Raw genomic sequence first — 25,974 nt, 5'->3', positions numbered from 1 at the left:
GGGGAGGCTACCGTGACGCCGGTGACCTCGCTCGTACGGTGGGCCAGGACCCATCCCCTGGCCCTGGACGCGATCGTCGCCCTCGGCGTCCTGTTCGCGATGGTGGCGGGCTCCTTCGTCGACCCCCACGGGCCGCAGGGCACCTACGCCTGGGGCGCCCGCACCCCGGACACCCTCAGCCTCGCGCTCATGGTGCTGGGCGCCGCCGCCCTGGTCTTCCGCCGCGTCGCCCCCATGTACGTCCTCGCGGCGACCGCCACCGTCTCCGTCGTCGAACTCGTCACCGGCGAGCCGCGCGCCCCCGTCGTCATGTCGGCCGTCGTCGCCCTCTACACCGTCGCCGCGACCACCGACCGGCCCACCACCTGGCGGGTCGGCTTCGCCACCATGGCCCTGCTCACCGGCATCGCCATGTTCGTCGGCCCACTGCCCTGGTACGCACAGGAGAACCTCGGGATCTTCGCCTGGACCGGCATGGCCGCCGCGGCCGGCGACGCCGTCCGCTCCCGGCGCGCCTTCGTCGACGCCATCCGCGAACGCGCCGAACGGGCCGAACGCACCCGCGAGGAGGAGGCCAGGCGCCGCGTCGCCGAGGAACGGCTGCGCATCGCCCGCGACCTCCACGACGTCGTCGCCCACCACATCGCGCTCGTCAACGTGCAGGCCGGCGTCGCCGCCCACGTCATGGACAAGCGGCCCGACCAGGCGAAGGAAGCCCTCGCGCACGTCCGCACCGCCAGCCGCTCCGCCCTCGACGAACTGCGCGCCACCGTCGGCCTGCTGCGCCAGTCCGGCGACCCCGAGGCCCCCACCGAACCGGCCCCGGGACTCGACCGCCTCGACGACCTCGTCGGCACGTTCCGCAACGCGGGCCTGCCCGTCGAGGTGGCCCGAGCCGAAGATGCCCCCGTCCTGCCCGCCGCCGTCGGCCTCGCCGCGTTCCGCGTCGTCCAGGAGGCCCTCACCAACGTCCACAAGCACGCGGGCCCCGACGCGAAGGCCGAGGTCAGCGTCGTGCACGTCGGCCCGAACGTCGAGATCACCGTCCTCGACAACGGGCCCGAGGCGACCCCCGGACGGCCCGCCCCCGAGGAGGGCGGCGGCGGTCACGGACTGCTCGGCATGCGCGAGCGGGTCTCCGCGCTCGGCGGCACCCTCAGCGCCGGACCGCGCTACGGCGGCGGCTTCCGCGTCCATGCGATCCTTCCCGTCAAGCCCAGCACCTCCGGGGCCGTTTCACCCACCACCACGTCAGGGGACACCGGCGCATGACGATCCGGGTACTGCTCGCCGACGACCAGGCACTGCTGCGCAGCGCCTTCCGCGTCCTCGTCGACTCCGAGGCCGACATGGAGGTGATCGGCGAGGCCTCCGACGGCGCCGAGGCCCTCGCCCTCGCCCGGGAACACCTCCCCGACGTCGTTCTCATGGACATCCGGATGCCCGGCACCGACGGCCTCGCCGCCACCCGCGCCATCAGCGCCGACCCCGCGCTCGCCCGGGTCCGCGTCGTCATGCTGACCACCTTCGAGGTCGACGAGTACGTCGTGCAGTCGCTGCGCGCGGGTGCCTCCGGCTTCCTCGGCAAGGGCGCCGAACCCGAGGAACTGCTCGGCGCGGTGCGCGTCGCGGCGGCGGGCGACGCGCTGCTCTCACCGGCCGCGACCAAGGGCCTCATCGCCAAGTTTCTCGCGCAGGGCGACGGCTTCGACGAGGACGGCCGGGGCGCCGGCGCGCACGCCGAGCGGCTCGCCGCGCTCACCGGACGCGAGCGCGAGGTCCTCGTCCTCGTCGCGGGCGGCCACTCCAACGACGAGATCGCCGAACGCCTCGAGGTCAGCCCGCTCACCGTCAAGACCCATGTGAACCGGGCGATGGCCAAGCTGGGCGCCCGCGACCGCGCCCAACTCGTCGTCATCGCGTACGAATCGGGCCTGGTCCGTCCAAGGGTGGAGTGAGGAGGGCCCGACACGTACTACGGCCGCAGTATGCGCGGCGTGAAGACGGGACCTGGGAGCGACGAATCGGACCCTGGGGATGGCTGAAAGTATGAGCGGCCCCCTGTGCGCGACCCTGTGCGCGACCGTGTGGGCGGGCCGCAGTCCGCTCGTCGTCCCACGCCCCCGGAGACCCCACCCATGTCCTGGCTGTCGAGATTCAGCCTCGCCCAACGCGCCCTGATCGGCCTGATGTCGATCATCGCGATCGTCTTCGGCGCGATCGCGATCCCTCAGCTCAAGCAGCAGCTGCTGCCCTCCATCGAACTGCCGATGGTCTCCGTCCTGGCCCCCTACCAGGGCGCGTCCCCGGACGTGGTCGAGAAGCAGGTCGTCGAGCCGCTGGAGAACTCCATCGACGCCGTCGACGGCGTCACCGGCATCACCGCGACGGCCTCCGAGGGCAATGCGGTCCTGATGGCCCAGTTCGACTTCGGCAACGGCTCGAAGCAGATCGTCGCCGACATCCAGCAGGCCGTGAACCGGGCCCGCGCCCAACTGCCCGACGAGGTCGACCCGCAGGTCGTCGCCGGCTCCACGGACGACATCCCGACCGTCGTCCTCGCCGTCACCTCCGACAAGGACCAGCAGGCGCTCGCCGACCAGCTCGACAAGACCGTCGTACCGTCCCTCAAGGACATCGACGGCGTCTCCCAGGTCACCGTCGACGGCGTCCGCGACCTCCAGGTGAACGTCACCCCGGACGACCGGAAGATGGCCTCGGCCGGTGTCTCCGTCATGGCGCTCGGCCAGTCGCTCCGGGCCGGCGGCGCCACGCTCCCCGCGGGCTCCTTCGACGAGAGCGGCAAGAACCGTACGGTCCAGGTCGGCGGCGGCTTCACCTCGCTGCGCCAGATCGAGGACCTGATGATCACCGGCCAGGGCATCAAGAAGCCCGTACGCCTCGGGGACATCGCCACGGTGAAGCAGCAGCCGTCCACGGCCGACTCGCTCACCCGCACCGACGGCCGGCCCAGCCTCGCCGTCATGGTCACCATGGACCAGGACGGCTCCGCCGTCGCCATCTCCGACGCGGTCCACGACAAGCTGCACGACCTGCGCCAGGACCTCGGCTCCGGCGCGAAGCTCACCGTCGTCAGCGACCAGGGCCCGGCCGTCTCGAAGTCCATCTCCGGGCTGACCACCGAGGGCGCGCTCGGCCTGCTCTTCGCCGTCATCGTCATCCTGGTCTTCCTCGCGTCGCTGCGCTCCACCCTCGTCACCGCGGTCTCCATCCCGCTGTCGGTGGTCCTCGCGCTGATCGTCCTGTGGACCCGCGACCTCTCCCTGAACATGCTCACGCTCGGCGCGCTGACCATCGCGATCGGCCGCGTCGTCGACGACTCGATCGTCGTCCTGGAGAACATCAAGCGGCACCTCGGCTACGGCGAGGAGCGCAAGGAGGCCATCCTCACCGCGGTCCGCGAGGTCGCCGGCGCGGTCACCTCGTCGACGCTCACCACGGTCGCCGTGTTCCTGCCCATCGGTCTGGTCGGCGGCATGGTCGGCGAGCTGTTCGGCTCGTTCTCCCTGACGGTGACGGCGGCGCTGCTCGCCTCCCTCCTCGTCTCCCTGACCGTCGTTCCGGTCCTCTCCTACTGGTTCCTGCGCGCCCCGAAGGCGATCCAGGGCGTCGACCCGGAGGAGGCCCGCCGCAAGGCCGAGGAGAAGGAGTCCCGCTCCTGGCTCCAGCGGATCTACGTGCCGGTGCTGCGCTTCGCGACCCGTCGCCGCCTCACCAGCGTGGCCCTCGCGATCGTCGTCCTCGTCGGCACCTTCGGCATGGCCCCGCTCCTGAAGACGAACTTCTTCGACCAGGGCGAGCAGGAAGTCCTGTCCATCAAGCAGGAGTTGAAGCCCGGCACCAGCCTCGCCGCGACCGACGCCTCCGCGCGGAAGGTCGAGAAGGCGCTCCAGGGCATCGACGCGATCAAGGACTACCAGGTCACCGTCGGCTCCTCCGGTTTCATGGCGGCCTTCGGCGGCGGCACGGACACCAACCAGGCCTCGTACCAGGTCACCCTGAAGGACAAGGCCTCGTTCGAGGACACGCAGGACCGCATCGAGCGCGAGCTCGGCAAGCTGTCCGGCATCGGTACGACGACCATCGCGGCCGGTGACGGCTTCGGCAGCCAGGACCTGAGCGTGGTCGTGAAGGCCGCCGACGGAGAGGTCCTCGACAAGGCGTCCGAGCAGGTCCGCAAGTCCGTCGCCTCGCTCGACGACGTCACGGACGTGACCAGCGACCTGTCGCAGTCGGTCCCGCGCATCGCGGTCAAGGCCAACTCCAAGGCGGCCGCGGCCGGGTTCGACGACACGACGCTCGGCGCGGCCGTCGCCCAGGCGGTGCGCGGCACCACCAGCGGCAAGGCGATCCTCGACGACACCGAGCGCGACGTCGTCGTGAAGTCGGCGAAGCCGGCCACGACCATGGCCGAGCTGAAGAAGCTGCCGATGGGCCCGCGCGGTGTCACCCTCGGCGACATCGCCACGGTGAAGCTCGTCGACGGTCCGGTCTCGATGACCCGCATCGACGGCGCCCGCGCCGCCACGATCACGGCCAAGCCGACCGGGGACAACACGGGGGCGGTCTCCGCAGACCTCCAGTCCGAGCTCGCGAAGCTGGACCTGCCGGCCGGGGCCACCGCCACCATCGGCGGTGTCACCTCCGACCAGGACGACGCGTTCAAGAACCTGGGCCTGGCGATGCTCGCGGCGATCGCGATCGTCTTCATGCTCCTCGTCGCGACGTTCCGCTCGCTGGCCCAGCCGCTGATCCTGCTGGTCTCCATCCCGTTCGCGGCGACGGGCGCGATCGGCCTGCTCGTCGCCACCGGCACCCCGATGGGTGTTCCGGCGATGATCGGCATGCTGATGCTCATCGGCATCGTCGTCACGAACGCGATCGTGCTGATCGACCTGATCAACCAGTACCGGGCGCAGGGCCTGGGCGTCGTCGAGGCGGTCGTCGAGGGCGGCCGGCACCGGCTCCGCCCGATCCTGATGACGGCCCTGGCGACGATCTTCGCCCTGCTCCCGATGGCGCTCGGCGTCACCGGCGAGGGCGGCTTCATCGCGCAGCCGCTGGCGGTGGTCGTGATCGGCGGCCTGATCACGTCGACCCTGCTGACCCTGCTCCTCGTCCCGACGCTCTACGCGATGCTGGAGCTCCGCAAGGAGCGCCGGGCGGCGAAGCGGGCCGCTAAGCGCGGGGCGCCGGTGCCTGAGCAGTCGTCCCCGGAGTCGGAGTCCGACCCGGAGCCGGCGAAGGCCTGACGCCTTCCCGCCGCTGGGGCGAGCGCATCATCCGGCGCTCGCCCCGGTGGGGGCGGGCCGCGCCCACGCGGCGGAGCCGCATATCGACACAGCCCCGCGCCCCTGAAATGCCTGGCGCTTCGCGCCGCATTTCATAGATGAAAGGGCTGAGCCGCATAGCGGCTCAGCCCTTTCATCTCGGCTACCGCTACGGCAGCGCCAGCATCCGCTCGAGCGCCAGCTTCGCGAACTGTTCCGTCTCGCGGTCGACCTCGATGCGGTTGACCAGCTGGCCGTCCGCCAGGGACTCCAGGGTCCACACCAGGTGCGGCAGGTCGATCCGGTTCATGGTCGAGCAGAAGCAGACCGTCTTGTCGAGGAAGACGATCTCCTTGCCCTCGGGGGCGAACCGGTTGGCGAGGCGCCGGACCAGGTTCAGCTCCGTGCCGATGGCCCACTTGGACCCGGCCGGGGCGGCCTCGAGCGCCTTGATGATGTACTCCGTGGACCCGACGTAGTCCGCCGCGGCCACGACCTCGTGCTTGCACTCGGGGTGCACCAGGACGTTCACGCCCGGTATGCGCTCGCGCACGTCGTTCACCGAGTCCAGCGAGAAGCGCCCGTGCACCGAGCAGTGCCCGCGCCACAGGATCATCTTGGCGGCGCGCAGCTCCTCGACGGTCAGCCCGCCGTTCGGCTTGTGCGGGTTGTAGAGGACGCAGTCCTCGAGCGACATGCCGAGATCCCGCACCGCGGTGTTGCGCCCCAGGTGCTGGTCCGGGAGGAACAGGACTTTCTCGCCCTGCTCGAACGCCCAGTTCAGTGCGCGCTCGGCGTTGGACGACGTACAGATCGTGCCGCCGTGCTTGCCGGTGAACGCCTTGATGTCCGCCGAGGAGTTCATGTAGGAGACGGGCACGACCTGCTCGGCGATGCCGGCCTCGGTCAGCACGTCCCAGCACTCGGCGACCTGCTCGGCGGTGGCCATGTCGGCCATCGAGCAGCCGGCGGCGAGGTCGGGCAGCACGACCTTCTGGTCGTCACCGGTGAGGATGTCCGCCGACTCGGCCATGAAGTGCACACCGCAGAAGACGATGTACTCGGCCTCGGGCCGCGCCGCGGCGTCCCGCGCCAGCTTGAAGGAGTCGCCGGTGACGTCGGCGAACTGGATGACCTCGTCGCGCTGGTAGTGGTGCCCGAGCACGAACACCTTGTCGCCGAGCTTCTCCTTGGCCGCGCGGGCCCGCTCCACCAGGTCCGGGTCGGAGGGCGAGGGAAGGTCGCCAGGACACTCCACACCGCGCTCGCTCTTGGGGTCGGCCTCGCGGCCGAGCAGCAGCAGAGCCAGGGGAGTGGGGGAAACGTCCAGGTCGACAGGGGCCTGGGGGGTCTGGGCCGTGGTCACGTCACGCACCCTTTCTCATCTACAGAACGACTTTTCGTCGAAATGACGCTATCTATCATACGTGGTTCACGTCAGTTTGACGACACTCATCATGTCGATGTGACGCAATCCGCCTCGGCCGTCCCGTGCCCCGGCCGCGAGCCGTGTGCGAGCATGAAAGAAGAAGAGCGACACCCGGAATGGATCCGGGCCCTTGCCGGTTGCAATGGTCGGCAAGCAGTCTCCGTACAACCCGGGAGAGATGTAGATGTCCGTATCGGACGAGACCACCACCGTCAGCGACGGCATCATCCTGAGCGACGCCGCCGCGGCCAAGGTCAAGGCTCTGCTCGACCAGGAAGGCCGCGAGGACCTGGCGCTGCGCGTCGCCGTTCAGCCGGGTGGCTGCTCCGGTCTGCGCTACCAGCTGTTCTTCGACGAGCGCTCGCTCGACGGTGACGTCGTCAAGGACTTCGATGGCGTCAAGGTCGTGACCGACCGCATGTCCGCCCCGTACCTGGGCGGCGCCTCCATCGACTTCGTCGACACCATCGAGAAGCAGGGCTTCACGATCGACAACCCGAACGCCACGGGCTCCTGCGCCTGCGGCGACTCGTTCAGCTAGACCGCTCGGCGAGTGCGGCTCGCCCCGCGACCACGCGTGATGGCCCGGCCCCCTGCGACAGGGGACCGGGCCATCGGCGTACTCCGCGCCCGAGCGCGTCAGCCGCGCGGCGCCGGCTTCACCCCGCCCGGACCGTTCTGCTGCGCGACCCGCACCTCGTGCCCGTCCGAGCCGACGACCTTCCGCCCGTCCAGCGGACCGTCGAGCGTCACGTCCAGCGTGTAGAACTTCGCCATCATGATGCAGACGGTGCCCTTCTTCTGGGTCGCGGTCACCTTCACCGACACCCGGTCCTTCGACTCGTCGACGGCGGCCCGGTACGTCGCGCACACCCCGCCCGTGAAGTGCAGCGTCAGCTTCTTGCCGTCCGCCTCGTACCCCGACACCCGCACGTCCTGCGTGTCCGTCCCCGACTCGCCCGGCGACGCGCTCGGCCGCGGACTCGGCGCCTCCTGCGGCGGCGTCGCCGCCGCGCTCGACGGCGCCACCAGGAACTCCGGAGCGATCGCCGGATGCGTCACCGTCGTGGGCGTCGTGGCCCCGGTCGGCTTCACCTGGAACAGCCAGGACGGTACGAGGATCTGCCGCCCGCCCGAGTGCTGCGCGGCCAGGCCGAACGTGGCCTTCGTGACCGCGGTCGTCGTGGACGCGGGCGGCCGCGGCGAGGACGGCGTGCATCCGGTGCCCTGCTGATCCGCACCCCCGCGCTCAAGCGGCACGGCGCTCGCGCACCCTCCGACGGCGACCCGGTCACCGGACACCGAACCGTTCATCCGCTTCAGCGTCCGATCGGCGCTCACCGCCGGATACGTGTCGCCCTTGACCGGAGCCTTCAACTGGCCGCTGCCGCCGATCACTTGACCGTCCGCGCCGACCTGGATCCCCGTCGACCAGCCGTACGTCGGCAGGCCGCCCACCACCGGGTCCGCGTTCACCACGCGCGTCGCGCCCATCAACTGGCCCGCGTCCAGCTTCGCGTCGTCCTGGCCCAGCGCCTTGAGGACCGGCGCCGCGGCCTTCTTCGCGGCGGCCTCGCTCACCGCGTCCTTCTCGCTGCCGGAGCCCACCGGATCGGGGCACTTCGCCACGCCCGCGCACTTGTCGCCCGCCGACGGCGCGTGCAGCGCGTACGTCCATGTGCCGGGCGCCGCCCGGTTCACCTGCAGCGACGGGCCGGAGCCGTCCTTCGCCGGGCCGAGCCGCCAGGCGCCGTCCGTCAGCTTCGGCGTGCCGTCGATGTCGAGCGCCCTGCCGAGCGCGCTCACCTCGGCGGCGCTCACCTCGCCCGCGGCCCGGTACACCGGCGCCTCGGCGGGCCCCTTCGGCAGCGGCACCGTCGCCCGGTACGTCGTCCCGTTCGGGTCCGGCTCACCCGGCGCGATCCCGTTCGACGTGCCCGGGTCGCCGCCCGCCGCGTAACCGTCCAGGGCGAGCGGCGGGGGAGTGCCGTCACCGGCGGGGCCGGCCGGCGAGGCGGCGCCGTCCTTGTCGCCGGACGCGCTCGTCGCGAGGTACGCGCCGCCGCCACCCGCGAGGAGGACAGCCGCCGCGACCGAGGCGACCGCCAGCGTCGTGCGCCGTCGCGGCCGGTCCTGCGTCTGTTCTTCGGTGCTCACCGCATCGCTCCTTCGACTGCCACGTCATGCGTCGTGTCCCGCGTCCCCTCGACAGGGGAGGCCGATGGGGACAGCGATGTGACGCGGCAGGGGAGCGCGCGGTTCCCTCGCGCGCTCGGCGCGCGCTCCGTCAGTCGCCGAAACCGGCCATGGAGTCGATCAGCCGGGCGGACGAGGCGGGCACCACCACCCCGGTGATCCGCGCCGACACCGGCCCCGCCACGACCGGAGCCTTCCGCTCCGTCTCCCACGGCGCCAGGGGCGTCACCCAGTGCGGAACCATGCGGGCGCAGTCGACGCGCAGCGCCGCCAGCCCGTCCTGCGTCAGATGCGACACGTCGTACGTCATGACCGCACCGTATGCACGACAGGTCACACGAAAAAAGGCCTACTATCGGGTAGTTTCCGCACTTCAGGCCCGGTCCCCGACCGGGTAGCGTGAAGCGTCAACCCCCTCCCTCCTCAGGAAGCGTGACCTCGCCGTGCGAATCGCAGTCACCGGCTCCATCGCCACCGACCACCTGATGACCTTCCCCGGCCGCTTCGCCGACCAGCTCGTCGCCGACCAGCTGCACACGGTCTCCCTCTCCTTCCTCGTCGACAACCTCGACGTGCGCCGGGGCGGCGTCGGCGCCAACATCGCGTTCGGCATGGGCCAGCTCGGCACCGGCCCGGTCCTGGTCGGCGCCGCCGGCTCCGACTTCGACGAGTACCGCGCCTGGCTCGACCGGCACGGCGTGGACACCGCTTCCGTCCGTATCTCCGAGACCCTGCACACCGCCCGCTTCGTGTGCACGACGGACGCCGACCACAACCAGATCGGCTCCTTCTACACCGGCGCCATGAGCGAGGCCCGCCTCATCGAGCTGAAGACCGTCGCCGACCGCGTGGGCGGCCTCGACCTGGTCCTCATCGGCGCCGACGACCCGGAGGGCATGCTCCGCCACACCGAGGAGTGCCGCAGCCGCGACATCCCGTTCGCCGCGGACTTCTCGCAGCAGATCGCGCGCATGGACGGCGACGAGATCCGCACGCTCCTCGACGGCGCCACGTACCTCTTCTCCAACGAGTACGAGAAGGGCCTCATCGAGTCGAAGACCGGCTGGAGCGACGCGGAGATCCTCGCCAAGGTCGGCCACCGCGTCACCACGCTCGGCTCGCGCGGGGTCCGCATCGAGCGGGTCGGGGAGGACCCGATCGAGGTCGGCGTCCCCGAGGAGAAGGCGAAGGTCGACCCCACCGGTGTCGGCGACGCCTTCCGCGCCGGGTTCCTCTCCGGTCTCGCCTGGGGCGTCTCGATGGAGCGCGCCGCGCAGATCGGCTGCATGCTCGCCACCCTGGTCATCGAGACCCTGGGCACCCAGGAGTACGAGCTGCGCCGCGCGGCTTTTATGGAGCGCTTCCGTAAGGCTTACGGTGACGCTGCCGCGGAAGAGGTCGAGGCCCACCTCGGCTAGGCCCTCGCCGGCGGCGCCGAGAATCTCCGGGTGCGAAGCGCCCCGTCAGGGGCGCGGGGAACTGCGCGACCAGCCACGACGAAAGCCGCAGACGCGTCTGCTCATGTACCTGGCAGACGCGTCCGCGGCTTTTCGTGGGTTGCTCGCGCCCACGCGGCGGAGCCGCACATCGACACAGCCCCGCGCCCCTTTCGGGGCTACTTGGCCCGCCGTACCACGTAAGAGGTGGCGCCATCTCGGCCCGGTGCAGAGCCTTCGTACTCGTGGCCCTGCGTGAAGCACCAGGCCGGGATGTCGACGGCGGCGACCTCGTCATCGGCGAGCACCGTCACCGTGCCACCCACCCGCACCGAAGAGATCGCCCGGGCCAGCTCGATCACCGGCTGCGGACAGGTCATCCCCAGCGCGTCCACGGTCACCGCCTCCGCGGACCCCGCCGGCCCGGCCACCGGCGCCCCGAGCTTCTCCCGCACCCCCCGCACGACCCCGGGCAGCACGTCCAGGAACCGCTCGACCTCCGCGGCCTCGACCCCGAGCGGCAGCGACACCCGTACGTTCCCCTCGCTCACCACGCCCATCGCCCGCAGCACATGGCTGGGCGTCAGCGTGCTGCTCGTACAGGACGAACCGGACGAGACGGAGAAACCGGCCCGGTCCAGCTCGTGCAGCACGGTCTCCCCGTCGACATAGAGACAGGAGAACGTCACCAGATGCGGCAGCCGCCGCTCCGGATCCCCGACGACCTCCACGTCCGGGACCAGCGCGGGCACCCGCTCCCGGATCCGCGCCGTCAGCTCCCGCAGCCGCACGGACTCCGCGGCCGCCTCGGCCCGCACCGCCCGCAGCGACGCCGCCGCGGCGACGATCGCCGGGATGTTCTCGAACCCGGCCGCCCGCCCCGACTCCCGTTCGTCGGCGGGCCCCTGCGGAGCGAATCGCACTCCCTTGCGCACCACCAGCAGCCCGACCCCCGCGGGGCCGCCCCATTTGTGCGCGCTCCCGGCCAGCAGCGACCAGGGCCCCGGCACCGGCCCCCAGGCCAGCGACTGCGCGGCGTCCACCAACAGCGGCACCCCGGCCGCCCGGCACGCCTCGGCGACCTCCTCGACCGGCTGAACCGTGCCCACCTCGTGATTGGCGGACTGCAGCGCGGCCAGCGCGGTGTCGGCCCGCAGCGCAGCGGCGTACTCGGCGACCCGGACGGCCCCCGTCCGGTCCACCCCCACCTCGTCGACCACGCCGCCCGCGCTCCGATGGGCCGCGGCCGAATGGAGTACGGCGGAGTGCTCCACCGCGGAGACCGTCAGCCGCCGCCCGGCGCGCCGGCGTCCGGCGAGCGCCCCCGCCACACCCTCATGCACCGAACGGGTTCCGGACGGCGTGAAAACGAGCTCGTCCGGCCGGCAGCCCACCGCCTCCGCGGCGGCCTCCCGCGCGGCGTCGAGCAGCAGCCGCGCCCGCCGCCCCTCCCGGTACAGGCGCGCCGGATCGGCCCACCCCTCGTCGAGCGAGGCCAGCAACGCCTGCCGCGCCACCGGATGAAGCGGAGCGCCCGAAGCAACATCGAAATAACCCACGCCCCAAAACTAGAGCGCCGCGCCCGCCCGCCCCTCGGGAGACCCCTCGAACACCAGCCCAAACACCCCCCAAACCCCCCGTCAGAAACCAGATCCAGCCCCCCGATCCCACCCTTCGGAGTGACCCGCGGCGCGTTAGGCACCCTCCCCGCGCGACCCCAAATAGCGTCCAGTAGGGTTTGGTCCGCATAAACATCCAAACCCCTGCCCGTGTGCCAGGGCGGCGAGCGACCAGCGAGATGGCGGCCGTAGCCAACCAAAGAGCGCGGGCGAGACTCTCGGGAAGGCGCTACGTGAGTCCCAACGGCTCCGACCGCTCGTCGCGGCGCCCGATGCGGCGGAAGCTGCCGCAGGTGCTGACTGCGGGCCTGATCCTGGTTACCGCTACCGGTTGCACATACAAGGACTTTCCTCGTCTTGGTATGCCCACCCCGGTGACGGAGGAGGCCCCTAGGATCCTCTCCCTCTGGCAGGGCTCGTGGGCGGCAGCGCTCGCCACGGGCGTGCTGGTGTGGGGACTGATCCTGTGGAGCATCATCTTCCACCGGCGCAGCCGCACCAAGATCGAGGTTCCGACTCAGACCCGGTACAACATGCCTCTCGAGGCGCTGTACACGGTGGTCCCCCTCATCGTCGTCTCCGTCCTCTTCTACTTCGTGGCACGGGACGAGTCGAAGCTTCTGAAGCTCGACGACAAGCCCGCGCACACCATCAACGTGGTCGGCTACCAGTGGAGCTGGGGCTTCAACTACGTCGAGAACGTGCCGGGTGTCGAAGGCGACGGCAAGACGTCCAAGGAACTGGCTGCGATCCCGCAGCGCTTCAAGGACGACTTCCCGGCGAACGCCGGCGGTGTCTACGAGGTCGGTACCCCCGGTACGCGGAACCCGCAGACCAACAACCCCGGCCCCACCCTCTGGCTCCCCAAGGGCGAGAAGGTCCGCTTCGTCCTCACTTCGCGTGACGTCATCCACTCCTTCTGGGTGGTGCCGTTCCTCATGAAGCAGGACGTCATCCCGGGCCACACCAACGCCTTCGAGGTGACCCCCAACAAGGAGGGGACCTTCCTGGGCAAGTGCGCCGAGCTCTGCGGCGTCGACCACTCCCGGATGCTGTTCAACGTGAAGGTCGTCTCTCCGGAGAAGTACGAGCAGCACCTCAAGGACCTGGCCAAGAAGGGGCAGACCGGTTACGTCCCGTCGGGCATCGCCCAGACGGACCACGAGAAGAACCGGGAGACGAAGACAACGTGAGCATCCTCAACGAACCTCAGGGTGCCGCGGCAGCAGACGACTCGTACGAGAACGAGCTGCCGGTACGGCCCAAGAGCCCCGGCGCGACCGTGATCAAGTGGCTCACCACCACTGACCACAAGACGATCGGCACGCTCTACCTGGTCACGTCGTTCGCCTTCTTCTGCATCGGCGGACTGATGGCGCTCTTCATGCGCGCCGAACTCGCTCGACCCGGCAACCAGCTGATGTCGAACGAGCAGTTCAACCAGGCGTTCACGATGCACGGCACGATCATGCTGCTGATGTTCGCGACGCCGCTGTTCGCGGGCTTCGCGAACTGGATCATGCCGCTGCAGATCGGCGCGCCCGACGTGGCGTTCCCGCGACTGAACATGTTCGCCTACTGGCTGTACCTGTTCGGCTCGCTGATCGCCGTGGCCGGCTTCCTCACCCCGCAGGGTGCCGCCGACTTCGGCTGGTTCGCCTACAGCCCGCTGTCGGACGCCGTCCGCTCGCCGGGCATCGGCGCCGACATGTGGATCATGGGTCTGGCCTTCTCCGGCTTCGGCACGATCCTCGGCTCGGTCAACTTCATCACCACGATCATCTGCATGCGTGCTCCGGGCATGACCATGTTCCGCATGCCGATCTTCGTGTGGAACGTGCTGCTGACCGGTGTCCTCGTCCTGCTGGCCTTCCCGGTCCTGGCCGCCGCGCTGTTCGCCCTGGAGGCGGACCGCAAGTTCGGTGCCCATGTCTTCGACGCGGCCAACGGCGGCGCGTTGCTGTGGCAACACCTCTTCTGGTTCTTCGGACACCCAGAGGTGTACATCATCGCCCTGCCGTTCTTCGGCATCATCTCGGAAGTCATCCCGGTCTTCTCCCGCAAGCCGATGTTCGGTTACTCGGGTCTGATCGGCGCGACGATCGCGATCGCGGGTCTCTCCGTGACGGTGTGGGCGCACCACATGTACGTCACCGGTGGCGTCCTGCTCCCGTTCTTCTCCTTCATGACGTTCCTCATCGCCGTACCGACCGGCGTGAAGTTCTTCAACTGGATCGGAACGATGTGGAAGGGCTCCCTGTCCTTCGAGACTCCGATGCTGTGGGCGATCGGCTTCCTGATCACCTTCACCTTCGGTGGTCTGACCGGTGTGATCCTGGCGGCCCCGCCGCTGGACTTCCACATCTCCGACTCGTACTTCGTGGTGGCGCACTTCCACTACGTCGTCTTCGGAACGGTCGTCTTCGCGATGTTCGCCGGCTTCCACTTCTGGTGGCCGAAGTTCACCGGCAAGATGCTGGACGAGCGCCTCGGCAAGATCACCTTCTGGACGCTTTTCATCGGCTTCCACGGCACGTTCCTGGTGCAGCACTGGCTGGGTGTCGAGGGCATGCCGCGTCGTTACGCGGACTACCTCGCGGCCGACGGCTTCACCGCGCTGAACACGGTCTCGACGATCGCGTCCTTCCTGCTCGGTCTGTCGATCCTGCCGTTCTTCTACAACATCTGGAAGACGGCCAAGTACGGCAAGAAGATCGAGGTCGACGACCCGTGGGGCTACGGCCGTTCGCTCGAGTGGGCGACGTCCTGCCCGCCGCCGCGGCACAACTTCCTCACGCTGCCGCGGATCCGTTCGGAATCCCCGGCGTTCGACCTGCACCACCCGGAGATCGCGGCCCTCGACCAGCTGGAGAACTCCGGCCACGGTGGTAAGGCCATCGCTGGCGGCAAGGAGGCCGGCAAGTGAAGGTCCAAGGCAAGATGTTCATCTGGCTGAGCCTCTTCATCCTGATCATGGCCGGTGTGTACGGCGCATGGTCGAAGGAGCCGGCCGGTACCACCGCCCTGTTCCTCGGGTTCGGTCTGTGCATCATGGTCGGCTACTACCTGGCCTTCACGGCCCGGCGGGTCGACACCGGCGCCCAGGACAACAAGGAGGCCGAGGTCTCCGACGACGCCGGTGAGGTGGGCTTCTTCAGCCCGCACTCCTGGCAGCCGCTCTCCCTCGCCGTCGGTGGCGCGCTCGCTTTCATGGGCGTCATCTTCGGCTGGTGGCTGCTGTACTTCTCCGCCCCCGTGATCCTGTTCGGCCTGTGGGGCTGGGTCTTCGAGTACTACCGCGGCGAGAACCAGAACCAGTAGCACCGAGGTTCTGAACTCCCGTACCCGAAGGGCCCGGACACTCCTGAAGGAGGTCCGGGCCCTTCGGCGTGTCGCGGCGTGACCCGTGCGGCTCACCCGGCGCGCCGCGCCGCGGGAACCTTCCTACGGTGAGTTCATGAACCACTCACCGCGCATATTCTCGGTAGTCGGAAGCTCCGTGCTGGTGGCCGCCCTCGGTGTGGGTGTCACGGCCTGCGGCAGCTCCGGCCACCCGCTCTCCGCCCAGCCGTACGACGCGGCGAGCCAGATCACCTTCAAGGGCCCCTCGGGCAAGAAGAAGGCCGATCCCGACAAGCCGCTGGAGATCACCTCCGAGGACGGCGACGGCCGCATCACCGATGTGACCGCCACGGACGCCATGGGCCGCTACGTGGCGGGCGAACTCTCCGCCGACGGCCGCAGGTGGCACACCACCACCCCGCTGGCCGCGAACGCCGCGTACACGGTCCGGGTCAGCACCGAGGACGAGGACGGGGCACCCGGCCGCAAGGTCCTCACCTTCGAGACCGGCAAGCCGACCAAGGAGAAGGACCTCAAGGTCACCTTCGGTCCGCAGAAGGGCAAGTACGGCGTCGGCCAGCCCATCACCGCCGTGCTCAACAAGCCCGTCAAGGACCCCGACGCCCGCACCGTCGTCGAACGGGCCCTGAAGGTCGACTCGCAGCCCGCCGCCGAGGGCGGCTCCTGGTACTGGGTCGACGACAAGACGCTGCACTACCGCCCCGAGAAGTATTGGCCCGCCCACGCCACCGTGACGGCGCGCAGCAACCTCAAGGGCATAAAGGTGACCGACTCCCTGTGGGGCGGCGAGAGCAAGCCGCTGACCATCACCACGGGGGACCGCATAGAGGCCGTCACGGACGCCTCGTCGCACGAGATGACGGTCTACCGCAACGGCGAGGCCATCAACTCCATCCCCGTGACCACGGGCAAGCCCGGCTTCGAGACGCGCAACGGCATCAAGGTCGTGCTCGGCAAGGAGTACTACGTGCGGATGCGCGGCACCAGCATCGGCATCTCCGAGGGGTCCTCGGACTCGTACGACCTGCCGGTGTACTACGCGACCCGGGTCACCTGGAGCGGTGAGTACGTGCACGCAGCGCCCTGGTCCACGGGCTCCCAGGGCTCCGAGAACGTCAGCCACGGCTGCACCGGGATGAGCACCGACAACGCCGCCTGGTTCTTCGACACCGTGCGCGAGGGCGACATCGTGAAGGTCGTCAACAGCAACGGCGAGGACATGGACCCGTTCGGGAACGGCTTCGGTGACTGGAACGTCAGTTGGAAGAAGTGGCAGGCGGGCAGCTCGTTGACGAACCCGAAGAAGCCCGCCCCCGTACTGCGGGCGCGGCTGAGCCCCGAGGTCTGAGCGGACCCGGCGGAGCCGGAGCCGGGCTCCGGATGTGACACTTCCGACTCCCGTACGCCACGGCGCACGGGAGTCGGCCGCTGTGCCGGGCCGGTCAGGCCCCGACGGCCAGCCGGGAACGCAGCAGGGCGGCCAGAGCGCCCGCGAACTCGACCGGCTCGACCGGGAGGGTCACCGCGGCCTCCGCACGGCTCCAGGTGGCCAGCCAGGCGTCCTGCGGGCGCCCCATGAGCACCAGCACCGGGGGACACCGGAAGACCTCGTCCTTGATCTGCCGGCACACGCCCATCCCGCCCGCCGGAGTCGCCTCGCCGTCCAGCACGCAGACGTCGATGCCGCCGCGGTCCAGCTCCTTGAGGACCGCCGGGAGCGTCGCGCACTCGACGAACCGGACCTCGGGGACATCGGCAGCGGGCCTGCGGCCGGTGGCGAGGCGCACCTGCTCGCGCGTGTTGGCGTCGTCGCTGTAGACCAGGACCGTCGCGGTCGACTGCATCGTTCCTCCGAGACATCGGCGTCGTTCGGTTGCGCCGGAGCCTACTCCTCCCGACACCCCGTCAACACCGGTTCGTACGGGCCCGCGATGGGCCATATGGGCTGGACACGAGGGTCAGACACTCCGAACGGCACCCCCCGGGGTGAGGGCGAGATAAGCGACCGACATAATGTCGGTCGTGGCGACAGCAACGACAGTAGAAACCGGGCACGCGCACCCGTCGGTCAATCGACCGAACCTCACCAGCGTCGGAACCATCATCTGGCTGAGTTCCGAGCTGATGTTCTTCGCGGCCCTCTTCGCGATGTACTTCACCCTGCGATCGGTGACGGGACCGGAGCACTGGAAGGAAATGGCGTCCGCGCTGAACCTTCCGTTCTCCGCGACGAACACCACGATCCTGGTGCTCTCCTCTCTCACCTGTCAGCTCGGCGTCTTCGCCGCCGAGCGCGGTGACGTGAAGAAGCTCCGGATGTGGTTCATCGTCACCTTCATCATGGGTGCGATCTTCATCGGCGGTCAGGTGTACGAGTACACCGAGCTGGTCAAGAAGGACGGGCTCTCGCTCTCCTCCGACCCGTACGGCTCGGTCTTCTACCTGACCACCGGCTTCCACGGCATGCACGTGACAGGCGGCCTCATCGCCTTCCTGTTCGTCCTCGGCAGGACGTACGCGGCCCGGAGGTTCACTCACGAGCAGGCGACCGCGGCCATCGTCGTGTCCTATTACTGGCACTTCGTGGACGTCGTCTGGATCGGCCTCTTCGCCACGATCTACCTGATCAAGTAGTCCGGAAGATCACTCCTCGGGCACCGTGCCCGACCCATTCCCGCAGCACCGACGCAGAAGATCCTGACACCGGGGTAATCCGTGAAAAAGCTCTCCGCACGACGACGCCATCCGCTGGCGGCGGTCGTCGTCCTACTCCTCGCGCTGGCGGCCACCGGGGGGCTGTACGCCGCGTTCGCGCCCGCGAGCAAGGCGCAGGCCGATGAAACCGCCCAGTCCCTCGCCATCGACGAGGGCAAGAAGCTCTATGCCGTCGGCTGCGCCAGCTGCCACGGAACCGGCGGTCAGGGCACCACCGACGGCCCGAGCCTCGTGGGTGTCGGCTCCGCCGCCGTCGACTTCCAGGTCGGCACCGGCCGTATGCCGGCCCAGCAGCCCGGCGCGCAGGTCCCGAAGAAGAAGGTCATCTACACGCAGGCCGAGATCGACCAGCTCGCGGCGTACGTCGCCTCGCTGGGTGCCGGTCCGGTCGCGCCGGCCAAGAAGGACTACAACCCGGAAGGCGCGGACATCGCCAAGGGTGGCGAACTGTTCCGCACCAACTGCGCCCAGTGCCACAACTTCACCGGCGAGGGTGGCGCCCTGACGCACGGCAAGTTCGCGCCGACGCTCGAGGGCGTCGACCCGAAGCACATCTACGAGGCCATGCAGACCGGCCCGCAGAACATGCCGTCGTTCCCGGACACGACGATGACCAAGCAGAACAAGCAGGACATCATCGCGTACCTCGACACGGTCAACGGTGACAAGTCCGAGAGCCCCGGTGGCCTCAAGCTCGGCGGGCTCGGTCCCGTCAGCGAGGGCCTCTTCGCGTGGATCTTCGGTCTCGGCGCCCTGATCGCCGTCGCCATCTGGGTCGCCGCTCGGACCGCAAAGGCCAAGAAGTCATGAGTAGCCAAGACATTCCAGAAGAGAACCTGCCCGCGCAGGACACCGAGGCCCACGGCTCGGTCGCGGTGAAGGAAGACCCCTTCGCCGACCCGGGTCTGCCCGAGCACGAGCACCGGATCCAGGACATCGACGACCGGGCCGCCAGGCGGTCCGAGCGTGTGGTCGCCTTCCTGTTCACGCTCTCGATGCTGGCCACGATCGGCTTCATCGCCTCGTACGTCACCCTCGACGTCGACAAGAGCGTGTACATTTTCCCGCTCGGTCACATCAGCGCGCTGAACTTCGCGCTGGGCACGACCCTGGGCGTGGCCCTGTTCTGCATCGGCGCCGGCGCGGTCCACTGGGCCCGCACGCTGATGTCGGACGTCGAGGTGGCGCAGGAGCGTCACGCGATCGAGGCCGAGCCCGAGGTCAAGGCGAAGGTCCTGCAGGACTTCGCCGACGGTGCGCGCGAGTCGCAGTTCGGCCGCCGCAAGCTGATCCGCAACACGCTCTTCGGCGCGCTGGCCATGGTGCCGCTCTCCGGTGTGGTGCTGCTGCGCGACCTCGGGCCGCTGCCCGAGAAGAAGCTGCGCACCACGTCGTGGAAGAAGGGCCTCAAGCTCGTCAACATGAACACGAACGAGCCGCTGCGTCCCTCGGACATCCCGGTCGGCTCGCTCACCTTCGCCAAGCCCGAGGGCCTGGAGGAGCACGACCACGACTTCCAGACGAACATCGCCAAGGACGCCCTGATGCTCGTCCGGATCCAGCCGGAGAACATCAAGGACAAGCGCGAGCTCGAGTGGTCGCACGAGGGCATCGTGGCGTACTCGAAGATCTGCACCCACGTGGGCTGCCCGATCTCCCTGTACGAGCAGCAGACGCACCACGCGCTGTGCCCCTGCCACCAGTCCACCTTCGACCTCTCCGACGGCGCGCGGGTGATCTTCGGCCCGGCGGGTCACGCTCTGCCGCAGCTGCGCATCGGTATTGACGACGAGGGCCACCTCGCGGCGCTCGGCGACTTCGACGAGCCCGTCGGTCCTGCCTTCTGGGAGCGCGGATGAGTACTACGACCACCAACGAGGCGTCTTCCCGCGAGAAGGCGCCGGCCGGCGAGCGCGTCGCCGACTGGGCCGACGGCCGCCTGGGGATCTACTCCCTGGCCAAGGCCAACATGCGCAAGATCTTTCCGGACCACTGGTCCTTCATGCTCGGCGAGATCTGCATGTACAGCTTCATCATCATCATCCTCACGGGTGTGTACCTGACGCTGTTCTTCCACCCGTCGATGAACGAGGTGGAGTACAACGGCAGCTACATCCCGCTGCAGGGTCAGCTGATGTCCGAGGCGTTCAACTCGACCATGCACATCAGCTTCGATGTGCGCGGTGGTCTGCTCATCCGGCAGATCCACCACTGGGCCGCGCTGATCTTCCTCGCCGGCATGTTCGTGCACATGATGCGCGTGTTCTTCACGGGTGCGTTCCGCAAGCCGCGTGAGGTCAACTGGCTGTTCGGCTTCCTGCTGTTCGTCCTCGGCATGTTCACCGGCTTCACCGGTTACTCGCTCCCGGACGACCTGCTCTCCGGCACCGGTGTCCGCTTCATGGAGGGCGCGGTCCTGTCCGTGCCGATCGTCGGCACGTACCTCTCGTTCTTCCTGTTCGGCGGAGAGTTCCCGGGCGGCGACTTCGTGGCCCGGTTCTACTCGGTCCACATCCTGCTGCTGCCGGGCATCATGCTCGGCCTGATGGTGGCGCACCTGATCCTGGTCTTCTACCACAAGCACACGCAGTTCGCGGGCCCCGGCAAGACCGAGAAGAACGTCGTCGGCATGCCGCTGCTGCCGGTCTACATGGCCAAGGCGGGTGGCTTCTTCTTCCTGGTCTTCGGTGTCATCGCGGTCATCTCCGCGATCGCCACGATCAACCCGATCTGGGCCATCGGCCCGTACCGTCCGGACCAGGTCTCCACGGGCGCCCAGCCCGACTGGTACATGGGCTTCTCCGAAGGCCTGATCCGTACGATGCCGGGCTGGGAGATCAACCTCTGGGGTCACACGCTCGTCCTGGGTGTGTTCATCCCGCTGGTGATCTTCCCGCTGGTCCTGGTCGCCATCGCCGTCTACCCGTTCATCGAGTCCTGGGTCACCGGCGACAAGCGCGAGCACCACATCCTGGACCGCCCGCGCAACGCCCCGACGCGCACCGCGTTCGGCGCCGCGTGGATCTCCTGGTACTTCGTGCTGATGATCGGTGGTGGCAACGACCTCTGGGCCACGCACTTCCACCTGTCGATCAACGCGATCACCTGGTTCGTCCGCATCAGCTTCTTCGTGATGCCGGTCGTGGTCTTCATCGCCACCAAGCGGATCTGCCTCGGCCTCCAGCGCCGCGACAAGGACAAGGTGCTGCACGGACGCGAGTCCGGCATCATCAAGCGCCTGCCGCACGGTGAGTTCATCGAGGTCCACGAGCCGCTGAACCAGGACGCCCTGCACACCCTCACGGCGCACGAGCAGTACGCGCCGCTGGAGCTCGGCCCGACGGTCGACGAGAACGGTGTGGAGCGCAAGCTGTCGCGCGTGCAGAAGCTGCGCGCCAAGCTCTCGAAGGGCTACTACGGAGAGCACAACCAGATCTCCAAGCCCACCGCCGAGGAGTACAAGGAGATCACCAGCGGCCACGGCCACCACTGATCTCTGACGCTGTTCGCCACGGCAGGAGCCCCCGTCCAGGCACTGGACGGGGGCTCTTCGCCGTCCTGGCACTGGATAAGGTGGGAGCACCCCTTTCCCACCTGTCCTACGCGTATCACCAGGAGCGGCGATGAGCGCTTTGACCCCCGCTGGAGGCGACACCGCGGCGGGCCGTTCCTGGCCCTCCGTCCTCAACGGCCTGCTGGAGGGCCGTGACCTGAGCGCCGACGACACCGCGTGGGCGATGGACCGGATCATGCGGGGCGAGGCCACCGACGCGCAGATCGCCGGCTTCGCGGTGGCCCTGCGCGCCAAGGGCGAGACCGTCGCGGAGATCTCCGGTCTGGTCCGCGGCATGTACGAGCACGCCAACGTGATCGAGGTGCCCGGCGAGACCGTCGACATCGTCGGCACCGGCGGCGACGGCGCCAAGACCGTCAACATCTCGACCATGTCGGCGATCGTGGTGGCCGGCGCGGGCGCCAAGGTCGTCAAGCACGGCAACCGGGCGGCGTCCTCCGCCTCCGGCGCCTCCGACGTCCTGGAGAAGCTCGGCGTCAACCTCGACCTGCCGCCCTCCCGGGTGCCCCAGGTCGCCGAGGAGGCGGGCATCACCTTCTGCTTCGCCGTGAAGTTCCACCCCGCGCTGCGCTACGCCGGCGCCGCCCGCGGCCAGCTCGGCATCCGTACCGTCTTCAACCTGCTCGGCCCGCTGACCAACCCGGCCCGGGTCCGCGCCCAGGCCGTCGGGGTCGCCGACGCCCGGATGGCCCCGGTCGTGGCCGGAGTCTTCGCCGAGCGCGGCAACTCCTCGCTCGTCTTCCGCGGCGACGACGGCCTCGACGAGCTGACCGTCACCGGGAGCTCCCGCGTCTGGGTGGTGCGCGACGGCGCCGTGCGCGAGGAGCGCTTCGACCCGCGCGACGTCGGCATCGAGCCGGTCCCCATCGAGGCCCTGCGCGGCGGCGACCCGGCGTACAACGCGGAGGTGGCGCGGCGCCTGCTCGACGGCGAGCGCGGGCCGGTCCGCGACGCCGTGCTGCTCAACTCGGCGGCCGCGCTCGTCGCCGTGCGCCCGGGCGAGGGCACGCTCACCGAGCAGCTCGCGGCCGGCATGGAGCGGGCCGCGCACTCGATCGACAGCGGGGCGGCCAAGGCGGCCCTGGAGCGCTGGGTGGCCGCCACCCAGCGCTGACCCGCACCCGCCCGCACCCGCGCGAACAAGGGCGCAGTCCAGATTCTGGACTGCGCCCTTGCCGTTTCCGGGACGTGTGGCAGGATGCTGAGCAAGGTCATGAGTGACAGCGATTTAGGCCCCGGCTCGCTGTCCGGCAACCCTCCGTCCGTGGCGGGGTGCCCCGGGTGAAGACCAGGCCGTGCGCAGCAAGGCGCATGGCAAGCGCGGACCCCTCGCGAATCCTGGGGTCCTGGGTCGTTCGAGGGAGCAGTCTCGTGAGCAAGCGAATGCGCTAGGGCTTCTCGCCCCTTCTCCACCACACCCTCCGCCCGGCCGGGTCTCTGCCGCCGTGCGTCGAGGTCAACACCCGTACGCCGACGGCCTTTTGAGCCCTGTCGTGCCGCCGTGCGGGATCTCTCCGTCCTTTCGCCTTGTCCTGCCGGGAGACACCCATGTCTGCTCACACCCCCTCCGCCGCCACCGCCACCGCCTGCGCCGAGTCCGCCGACCCCGCCTGCGGCGCCCCGCTGCCGGTCCTCGGCCGCGACGTCACCGTGCCGCTCGTCACCGGCGGCGAAGTCACCTACGCCGCCCTCGACTACGCCGCCAGCGCCCCCGCCCTCCAGCGCGTGTGGGACGACGTCGCCGCGTACGCCCCGTACTACGGCAGCGTGCACCGCGGCGCCGGGTACCTCTCCCAGCTGTCCACCGACCTGTTCGAGAACTCCCGCACCGCCGTCGCCGAGTTCCTCGACTGCCGCGAGGGCGACCAGGTCGTCTTCACCCGCTCCACCACCGACTCGCTCAACCTGCTCGCCCAGGCCCTCCCGGCCGACTGCCAGGTCTTCGTCTTCGAGACCGAGCACCACGCCTCGCTGCTGCCCTGGCGCGACGCCCGCGTCACCTACCTGAACGCGCCGCGCACCCCCGACGAGGCCGTCGCCACCCTGGAGCGCGCCCTCACCGACCGCGACCCCTACGGTCCGGCCCTCGTCTGCGTCACCGGCGCCTCGAACGTCACCGGTGAGCTGTGGCCGGTGCGCGAACTGGCCGCCGCCGCGCACGCGCACGGCGCCCGCATCGTCCTCGACGCCGCCCAGCTCGCCCCCCACCACCCCGTCTCCGTACAGGACCTGGACGTCGACTGGGTCGCCTTCTCCGGGCACAAGCTGTACGCGCCGTTCGGCTCGGGCGTGCTCGCGGGCCGCTCCGACTGGCTGACCGAGGCCGAGCCGTACCTGGCCGGCGGCGGCGCGTCGCGCAAGGTCGCCCGGCGCGCGGACGGCGGCGTGGACGTCGAGTGGCACGAGAGCGCCGCCCGCCACGAGGCCGGCTCGCCCAACGTCATCGGTGTCTACTCGATCGCCTCCGCCTGCAAGGCGCTGACCGAGGCGGGCTTCGACTCCCTCGTCGCCCGGGAGCAGCACCTGATCCGGAAGGTGCGCGAGGGCCTTGCGGCGGTGCCCGAGGTGAAGGTGCTGTCGCTGTTCGGCGACGACGCCCCGCGGGTCGGCGTCATCTCGTTCGTCGTCGAGGGCTGGAACTCCTCGCACTTCGCGGCCGCGCTCTCCGCCGAGTACGGCATCGGCGTGCGCGACGGTCTCTTCTGCGCCCACCCGCTGGTGCGCACGCTGCTCGGCTCGGACCCGCAGCAGCAGGGGGAGTGCGGTGCCCCCGAGGCCGCGCCCGGCGAGAAGTCGCTGAACGCGATCCGCGTCAGCTTCGGCGCGGGCACCCCCGACGAGCACGTCGAGCGCTTCGTCGCCGCGGTGACCGAGCTGGTCCGGGACGGTGCCCGCTGGAACTACCGCACGGAGGACGGACGCTGCGTCCCGGCCTCCTGAGGCATACGAGGCCTGCGAGACTTTTAGGGAGGTCCGCTCAGCCGTCCAGGCCGATGGCGAACGCGGCCTCCAGGTCGTGCTGGGAGTAGGTGCGGAAGGCGACGTGGGTGTCCGTCGCCTCCACACCCGGAATCTTGCTGATCTTGCCGGGGATGACATCGGCCAGGTCGTCGTGGCGGGCGACCCGGACCATGGCGATCAGGTCGTACGTACCGGTGACGGAGAAGACCTCGCTGACGCTCTCCAGCGCCGCGATCGACTCCGCGATCTCGGGGATGCGGTCCACGCTGGTCTTGATGAGCACGATCGCGGTGATCACGGCTGGCTGTCTCCCTCGGTGGCCGTGGTGTGGGTCGCCTTCACTCTAGCCCGGCCCCGGTACCGCACCCATGCGTAGAGGAAGCCGGTGGAGAAGCCGACCAGGTGCGCCAGATAGGCCACCCCCGGGCCCTGTCCGGCCTGCCCCGCCGCCGCCCACTGGAGCGCCACCCAGAACGGCAGCACCACCCAGGCCGGGAAGCGCAGCGGCAGGAAGAGCAGGAACGGGAACAGGCTCGTCACGCGCGCGTCCGGGAAAAGGTACAGGAACGCGCCCAGGACCGCCGAGATCGCCCCGGACGCGCCCACCAGGGTCTGCTCCGAGCTCGCGTGCGCCAGCGCGTACCCGAACAGCGCGAGATACCCGGTGACCAGGTAGAAGAGCAGATAGGGCAGCCGGCCCACGCGCTCCTCGGTCATCGTGCCGAAGACGTGCAGGAAGAGCATGTTGCCGAGCAGGTGCAGCCAGCTGCCGTGCACGAACAGGGCCGTCAGCGGGCTGAGCGCCGCCCGCCAGGACCCCGCGAACAGCTCCGCGGGCACCACGCCCCACCGCTCGAAGTACGCGCTCTGCGCCGCGAGCAGCCGGTCCCCGGTGCCGTAGGAGGGGTTCAGGCCGGAGGCCGGGGACAGGACGAAGACGACGCAGCACACCCCGATCAGGGTGTACGTGACGGGGGCGGGGCCCCTCAGGAACGCGGTCGCCCGTGCGATGCCCTCACGCCCGTTGCCGATCATGGGACAGAGCATGACGCAAGGCGGGGAGCGGACGGCGTACGGCAGGCCGTAGGGTTACGGGCAAGACGGCCGCGAGAGCCGAGAGCTGAAAGAAGGCACAGTCCGATGACGGTTCCCCTGCCGACCGCCACCACCCGCTGGCGCTGCACGCTCTGCGGCAACCTCACGCGGTTCGACGTGACCCGCTCCTCGAAGGTCGTGGAGTACGTCCACCTCGACCTGGCCGGTGAGCCGAGCGTCGAGGAACGCAAGGTGGTCGATGAGACCATCGAGTCGGTGCGCTGCCGCTGGTGCAACGCGGTGGACCAGGTGGAACTCGTGGACAGGCCGGGCGCCGACTCCTGACGGAGCGGTC

23 protein-coding genes and 1 riboswitch are annotated in these 25,974 nt (G+C 69.7%); of the genes, 16 read left to right on the top strand and 7 right to left on the bottom strand.

Translation table 11 applies throughout. The features are described from left to right. The first annotated feature begins 21 nt into the window (after positions 1-21). From ACIBTU_RS16725 to ACIBTU_RS16715, 3 genes are all read left to right on the top strand, one after another. Complete coding sequence (locus ACIBTU_RS16725) at positions 22-1,272, top strand: sensor histidine kinase (protein WP_399126904.1); 1,251 nt, start codon at positions 22-24, stop codon at positions 1,270-1,272. Next, positions 1,269-1,958 carry a response regulator gene (locus ACIBTU_RS16720; protein ID WP_399126903.1) on the top strand — a complete coding sequence of 230 codons (690 nt, stop codon included), beginning with the start codon at positions 1,269-1,271 and terminating at the stop codon, positions 1,956-1,958. The genes ACIBTU_RS16725 and ACIBTU_RS16720 overlap by 4 nt, the downstream gene beginning before the upstream one ends. 180 nt (positions 1,959-2,138) lie before the next feature. Next, positions 2,139-5,273 carry an efflux RND transporter permease subunit gene (locus ACIBTU_RS16715; protein WP_399126902.1) on the top strand — a complete coding sequence of 1,045 codons (3,135 nt, stop codon included), beginning with the start codon at positions 2,139-2,141 and terminating at the stop codon, positions 5,271-5,273. Positions 5,274-5,460: 187 nt separating this feature from the next. On the opposite strand, the gene nadA is transcribed toward ACIBTU_RS16715, so the two are convergent. Continuing rightward, entirely contained in the window at positions 5,461-6,657 is a 1,197-nt protein-coding gene (gene nadA / locus ACIBTU_RS16710; protein WP_399126901.1) for a quinolinate synthase NadA, read from the bottom strand. A 247-nt stretch (positions 6,658-6,904) separates the two neighbouring features. On the opposite strand from nadA, the gene ACIBTU_RS16705 reads away from it, so the two are divergent. Next, positions 6,905-7,261, top strand: a complete 357-nt coding sequence (locus tag ACIBTU_RS16705) for an iron-sulfur cluster assembly accessory protein (protein ID WP_010987443.1) — start codon at positions 6,905-6,907, stop codon at positions 7,259-7,261. 98 nt (positions 7,262-7,359) lie between these two features. Here ACIBTU_RS16705 and ACIBTU_RS16700 read toward each other — a convergent pair whose 3' ends face one another. Both ACIBTU_RS16700 and ACIBTU_RS16695 read right to left on the bottom strand, forming a co-directional pair. Next, positions 7,360-8,877 carry a hypothetical protein gene (locus tag ACIBTU_RS16700; RefSeq protein WP_399126900.1) on the bottom strand — a complete coding sequence of 506 codons (1,518 nt, stop codon included), beginning with the start codon at positions 8,875-8,877 and terminating at the stop codon, positions 7,360-7,362. A 130-nt stretch (positions 8,878-9,007) separates the two neighbouring features. Continuing rightward, the gene (locus ACIBTU_RS16695) at positions 9,008-9,226 is read right to left on the bottom strand and encodes a hypothetical protein (protein ID WP_399126898.1); all 219 of its coding nucleotides are present in this window, start codon (positions 9,224-9,226) and stop codon (positions 9,008-9,010) included. Between the two features lie 133 nt (positions 9,227-9,359). Here ACIBTU_RS16695 and ACIBTU_RS16690 point away from each other — a divergent pair, with 133 nt between their 5' ends. Beyond that, positions 9,360-10,334 (top strand): carbohydrate kinase family protein, encoded by a 975-nt coding sequence (locus tag ACIBTU_RS16690; protein WP_399126897.1) that lies wholly within the window; start codon positions 9,360-9,362, stop codon positions 10,332-10,334. Positions 10,335-10,531: 197 nt separating this feature from the next. Here ACIBTU_RS16690 and ACIBTU_RS16685 read toward each other — a convergent pair whose 3' ends face one another. Next, positions 10,532-11,911, bottom strand: coding sequence for a cysteine desulfurase/sulfurtransferase TusA family protein (locus ACIBTU_RS16685; protein WP_399126896.1), 1,380 nt, complete (start codon positions 11,909-11,911; stop codon positions 10,532-10,534). 293 nt (positions 11,912-12,204) lie between these two features. On the opposite strand from ACIBTU_RS16685, the gene coxB reads away from it, so the two are divergent. The 4 genes from coxB to ACIBTU_RS16665 all read left to right on the top strand — a co-directional run bounded on the left by coxB (position 12,205) and on the right by ACIBTU_RS16665 (position 16,682). Then, positions 12,205-13,164: a cytochrome c oxidase subunit II gene (gene coxB / locus ACIBTU_RS16680; RefSeq protein WP_399126895.1), complete on the top strand. Its 960-nt coding sequence runs from the start codon at positions 12,205-12,207 to the stop codon at positions 13,162-13,164. Further along, complete coding sequence (ctaD, locus tag ACIBTU_RS16675; protein WP_399126894.1) at positions 13,161-14,897, top strand: cytochrome c oxidase subunit I; 1,737 nt, start codon at positions 13,161-13,163, stop codon at positions 14,895-14,897. Before coxB ends, ctaD begins: the two co-directional genes overlap by 4 nt. Further along, entirely contained in the window at positions 14,894-15,292 is a 399-nt protein-coding gene (locus ACIBTU_RS16670) for a cytochrome c oxidase subunit 4 (protein ID WP_399126893.1), read from the top strand. Before ctaD ends, ACIBTU_RS16670 begins: the two co-directional genes overlap by 4 nt. 136 nt (positions 15,293-15,428) lie before the next feature. Next, positions 15,429-16,682 (top strand): Ig-like domain-containing protein, encoded by a 1,254-nt coding sequence (locus tag ACIBTU_RS16665; RefSeq protein ID WP_399126892.1) that lies wholly within the window; start codon positions 15,429-15,431, stop codon positions 16,680-16,682. Positions 16,683-16,776: 94 nt separating this feature from the next. Here ACIBTU_RS16665 and ACIBTU_RS16660 read toward each other — a convergent pair whose 3' ends face one another. After that, positions 16,777-17,178: a hypothetical protein gene (locus ACIBTU_RS16660; RefSeq protein WP_399126891.1), complete on the bottom strand. Its 402-nt coding sequence runs from the start codon at positions 17,176-17,178 to the stop codon at positions 16,777-16,779. A 169-nt stretch (positions 17,179-17,347) separates the two neighbouring features. Between ACIBTU_RS16660 and ACIBTU_RS16655 the strand changes: the two genes are divergently transcribed. The 6 genes from ACIBTU_RS16655 (at position 17,348) to ACIBTU_RS16630 (ending at position 24,563) form a co-directional block, all read left to right on the top strand. Next, complete coding sequence (locus ACIBTU_RS16655; RefSeq protein WP_188339357.1) at positions 17,348-17,968, top strand: heme-copper oxidase subunit III; 621 nt, start codon at positions 17,348-17,350, stop codon at positions 17,966-17,968. A gap of 81 nt (positions 17,969-18,049) precedes the next feature. Then, positions 18,050-18,859 (top strand): c-type cytochrome, encoded by an 810-nt coding sequence (locus tag ACIBTU_RS16650; RefSeq protein ID WP_399126889.1) that lies wholly within the window; start codon positions 18,050-18,052, stop codon positions 18,857-18,859. After that, positions 18,856-19,908 carry a Rieske 2Fe-2S domain-containing protein gene (locus tag ACIBTU_RS16645; RefSeq protein ID WP_399126888.1) on the top strand — a complete coding sequence of 351 codons (1,053 nt, stop codon included), beginning with the start codon at positions 18,856-18,858 and terminating at the stop codon, positions 19,906-19,908. The genes ACIBTU_RS16650 and ACIBTU_RS16645 overlap by 4 nt, the downstream gene beginning before the upstream one ends. Next, positions 19,905-21,542: a cytochrome bc complex cytochrome b subunit gene (locus tag ACIBTU_RS16640; RefSeq protein ID WP_399126886.1), complete on the top strand. Its 1,638-nt coding sequence runs from the start codon at positions 19,905-19,907 to the stop codon at positions 21,540-21,542. The genes ACIBTU_RS16645 and ACIBTU_RS16640 overlap by 4 nt, the downstream gene beginning before the upstream one ends. Positions 21,543-21,672: 130 nt before the next feature. Then, positions 21,673-22,737, top strand: a complete 1,065-nt coding sequence (trpD, locus tag ACIBTU_RS16635; RefSeq protein ID WP_399126884.1) for an anthranilate phosphoribosyltransferase — start codon at positions 21,673-21,675, stop codon at positions 22,735-22,737. Between the two features lie 95 nt (positions 22,738-22,832). Continuing rightward, a riboswitch (SAM riboswitch) is annotated at positions 22,833-22,950 on the top strand. 221 nt (positions 22,951-23,171) lie between these two features. Continuing rightward, entirely contained in the window at positions 23,172-24,563 is a 1,392-nt protein-coding gene (locus ACIBTU_RS16630; RefSeq protein WP_399126883.1) for an aminotransferase class V-fold PLP-dependent enzyme, read from the top strand. A gap of 37 nt (positions 24,564-24,600) precedes the next feature. On the opposite strand, the gene ACIBTU_RS16625 is transcribed toward ACIBTU_RS16630, so the two are convergent. Both ACIBTU_RS16625 and ACIBTU_RS16620 read right to left on the bottom strand, forming a co-directional pair. Beyond that, positions 24,601-24,882: an Lrp/AsnC family transcriptional regulator gene (locus ACIBTU_RS16625; protein ID WP_399126882.1), complete on the bottom strand. Its 282-nt coding sequence runs from the start codon at positions 24,880-24,882 to the stop codon at positions 24,601-24,603. Beyond that, a complete protein-coding gene (locus tag ACIBTU_RS16620) occupies positions 24,879-25,619 on the bottom strand; it encodes a rhomboid family intramembrane serine protease (RefSeq protein WP_399126881.1) in 741 nt (246 codons plus the stop codon). Before ACIBTU_RS16620 ends, ACIBTU_RS16625 begins: the two co-directional genes overlap by 4 nt. A 105-nt stretch (positions 25,620-25,724) precedes the next feature. Between ACIBTU_RS16620 and ACIBTU_RS16615 the strand changes: the two genes are divergently transcribed. After that, positions 25,725-25,964 (top strand): hypothetical protein, encoded by a 240-nt coding sequence (locus ACIBTU_RS16615; RefSeq protein ID WP_188339365.1) that lies wholly within the window; start codon positions 25,725-25,727, stop codon positions 25,962-25,964. Positions 25,965-25,974 lie beyond the last annotated feature (10 nt).

The organism is Streptomyces sp. NPDC050145, assembly GCF_044460245.1.
Lineage (GTDB): Bacteria > Actinomycetota > Actinomycetes > Streptomycetales > Streptomycetaceae > Streptomyces.
This window is presented reverse-complemented; position numbering and strand designations above follow the sequence as displayed.

What these genes read in the sequence shown, in the direction of transcription:
- ACIBTU_RS16720 (WP_399126903.1), top strand. Translation starts at nt 1,269, where the DNA reads ATGACGATCCGGGTACTGCTCGCCGACGACCAGGCACTGCTGCGCAGC.
- ACIBTU_RS16715 (WP_399126902.1), top strand. Translation starts at nt 2,139, where the DNA reads ATGTCCTGGCTGTCGAGATTCAGCCTCGCCCAACGCGCCCTGATCGGC.
- ACIBTU_RS16705 (WP_010987443.1), top strand. Translation starts at nt 6,905, where the DNA reads ATGTCCGTATCGGACGAGACCACCACCGTCAGCGACGGCATCATCCTG.
- ACIBTU_RS16695 (WP_399126898.1), bottom strand. Translation starts at nt 9,226, where the DNA reads ATGACGTACGACGTGTCGCATCTGACGCAGGACGGGCTGGCGGCGCTG.
- ACIBTU_RS16665 (WP_399126892.1), top strand. Translation starts at nt 15,429, where the DNA reads ATGAACCACTCACCGCGCATATTCTCGGTAGTCGGAAGCTCCGTGCTG.
- ACIBTU_RS16660 (WP_399126891.1), bottom strand. Translation starts at nt 17,178, where the DNA reads ATGCAGTCGACCGCGACGGTCCTGGTCTACAGCGACGACGCCAACACG.
- ACIBTU_RS16655 (WP_188339357.1), top strand. Translation starts at nt 17,348, where the DNA reads ATGTCGGTCGTGGCGACAGCAACGACAGTAGAAACCGGGCACGCGCAC.
- ACIBTU_RS16645 (WP_399126888.1), top strand. Translation starts at nt 18,856, where the DNA reads ATGAGTAGCCAAGACATTCCAGAAGAGAACCTGCCCGCGCAGGACACC.
- ACIBTU_RS16640 (WP_399126886.1), top strand. Translation starts at nt 19,905, where the DNA reads ATGAGTACTACGACCACCAACGAGGCGTCTTCCCGCGAGAAGGCGCCG.
- trpD (WP_399126884.1), top strand. Translation starts at nt 21,673, where the DNA reads ATGAGCGCTTTGACCCCCGCTGGAGGCGACACCGCGGCGGGCCGTTCC.
- ACIBTU_RS16630 (WP_399126883.1), top strand. Translation starts at nt 23,172, where the DNA reads ATGTCTGCTCACACCCCCTCCGCCGCCACCGCCACCGCCTGCGCCGAG.
- ACIBTU_RS16620 (WP_399126881.1), bottom strand. Translation starts at nt 25,619, where the DNA reads ATGATCGGCAACGGGCGTGAGGGCATCGCACGGGCGACCGCGTTCCTG.
- ACIBTU_RS16615 (WP_188339365.1), top strand. Translation starts at nt 25,725, where the DNA reads ATGACGGTTCCCCTGCCGACCGCCACCACCCGCTGGCGCTGCACGCTC.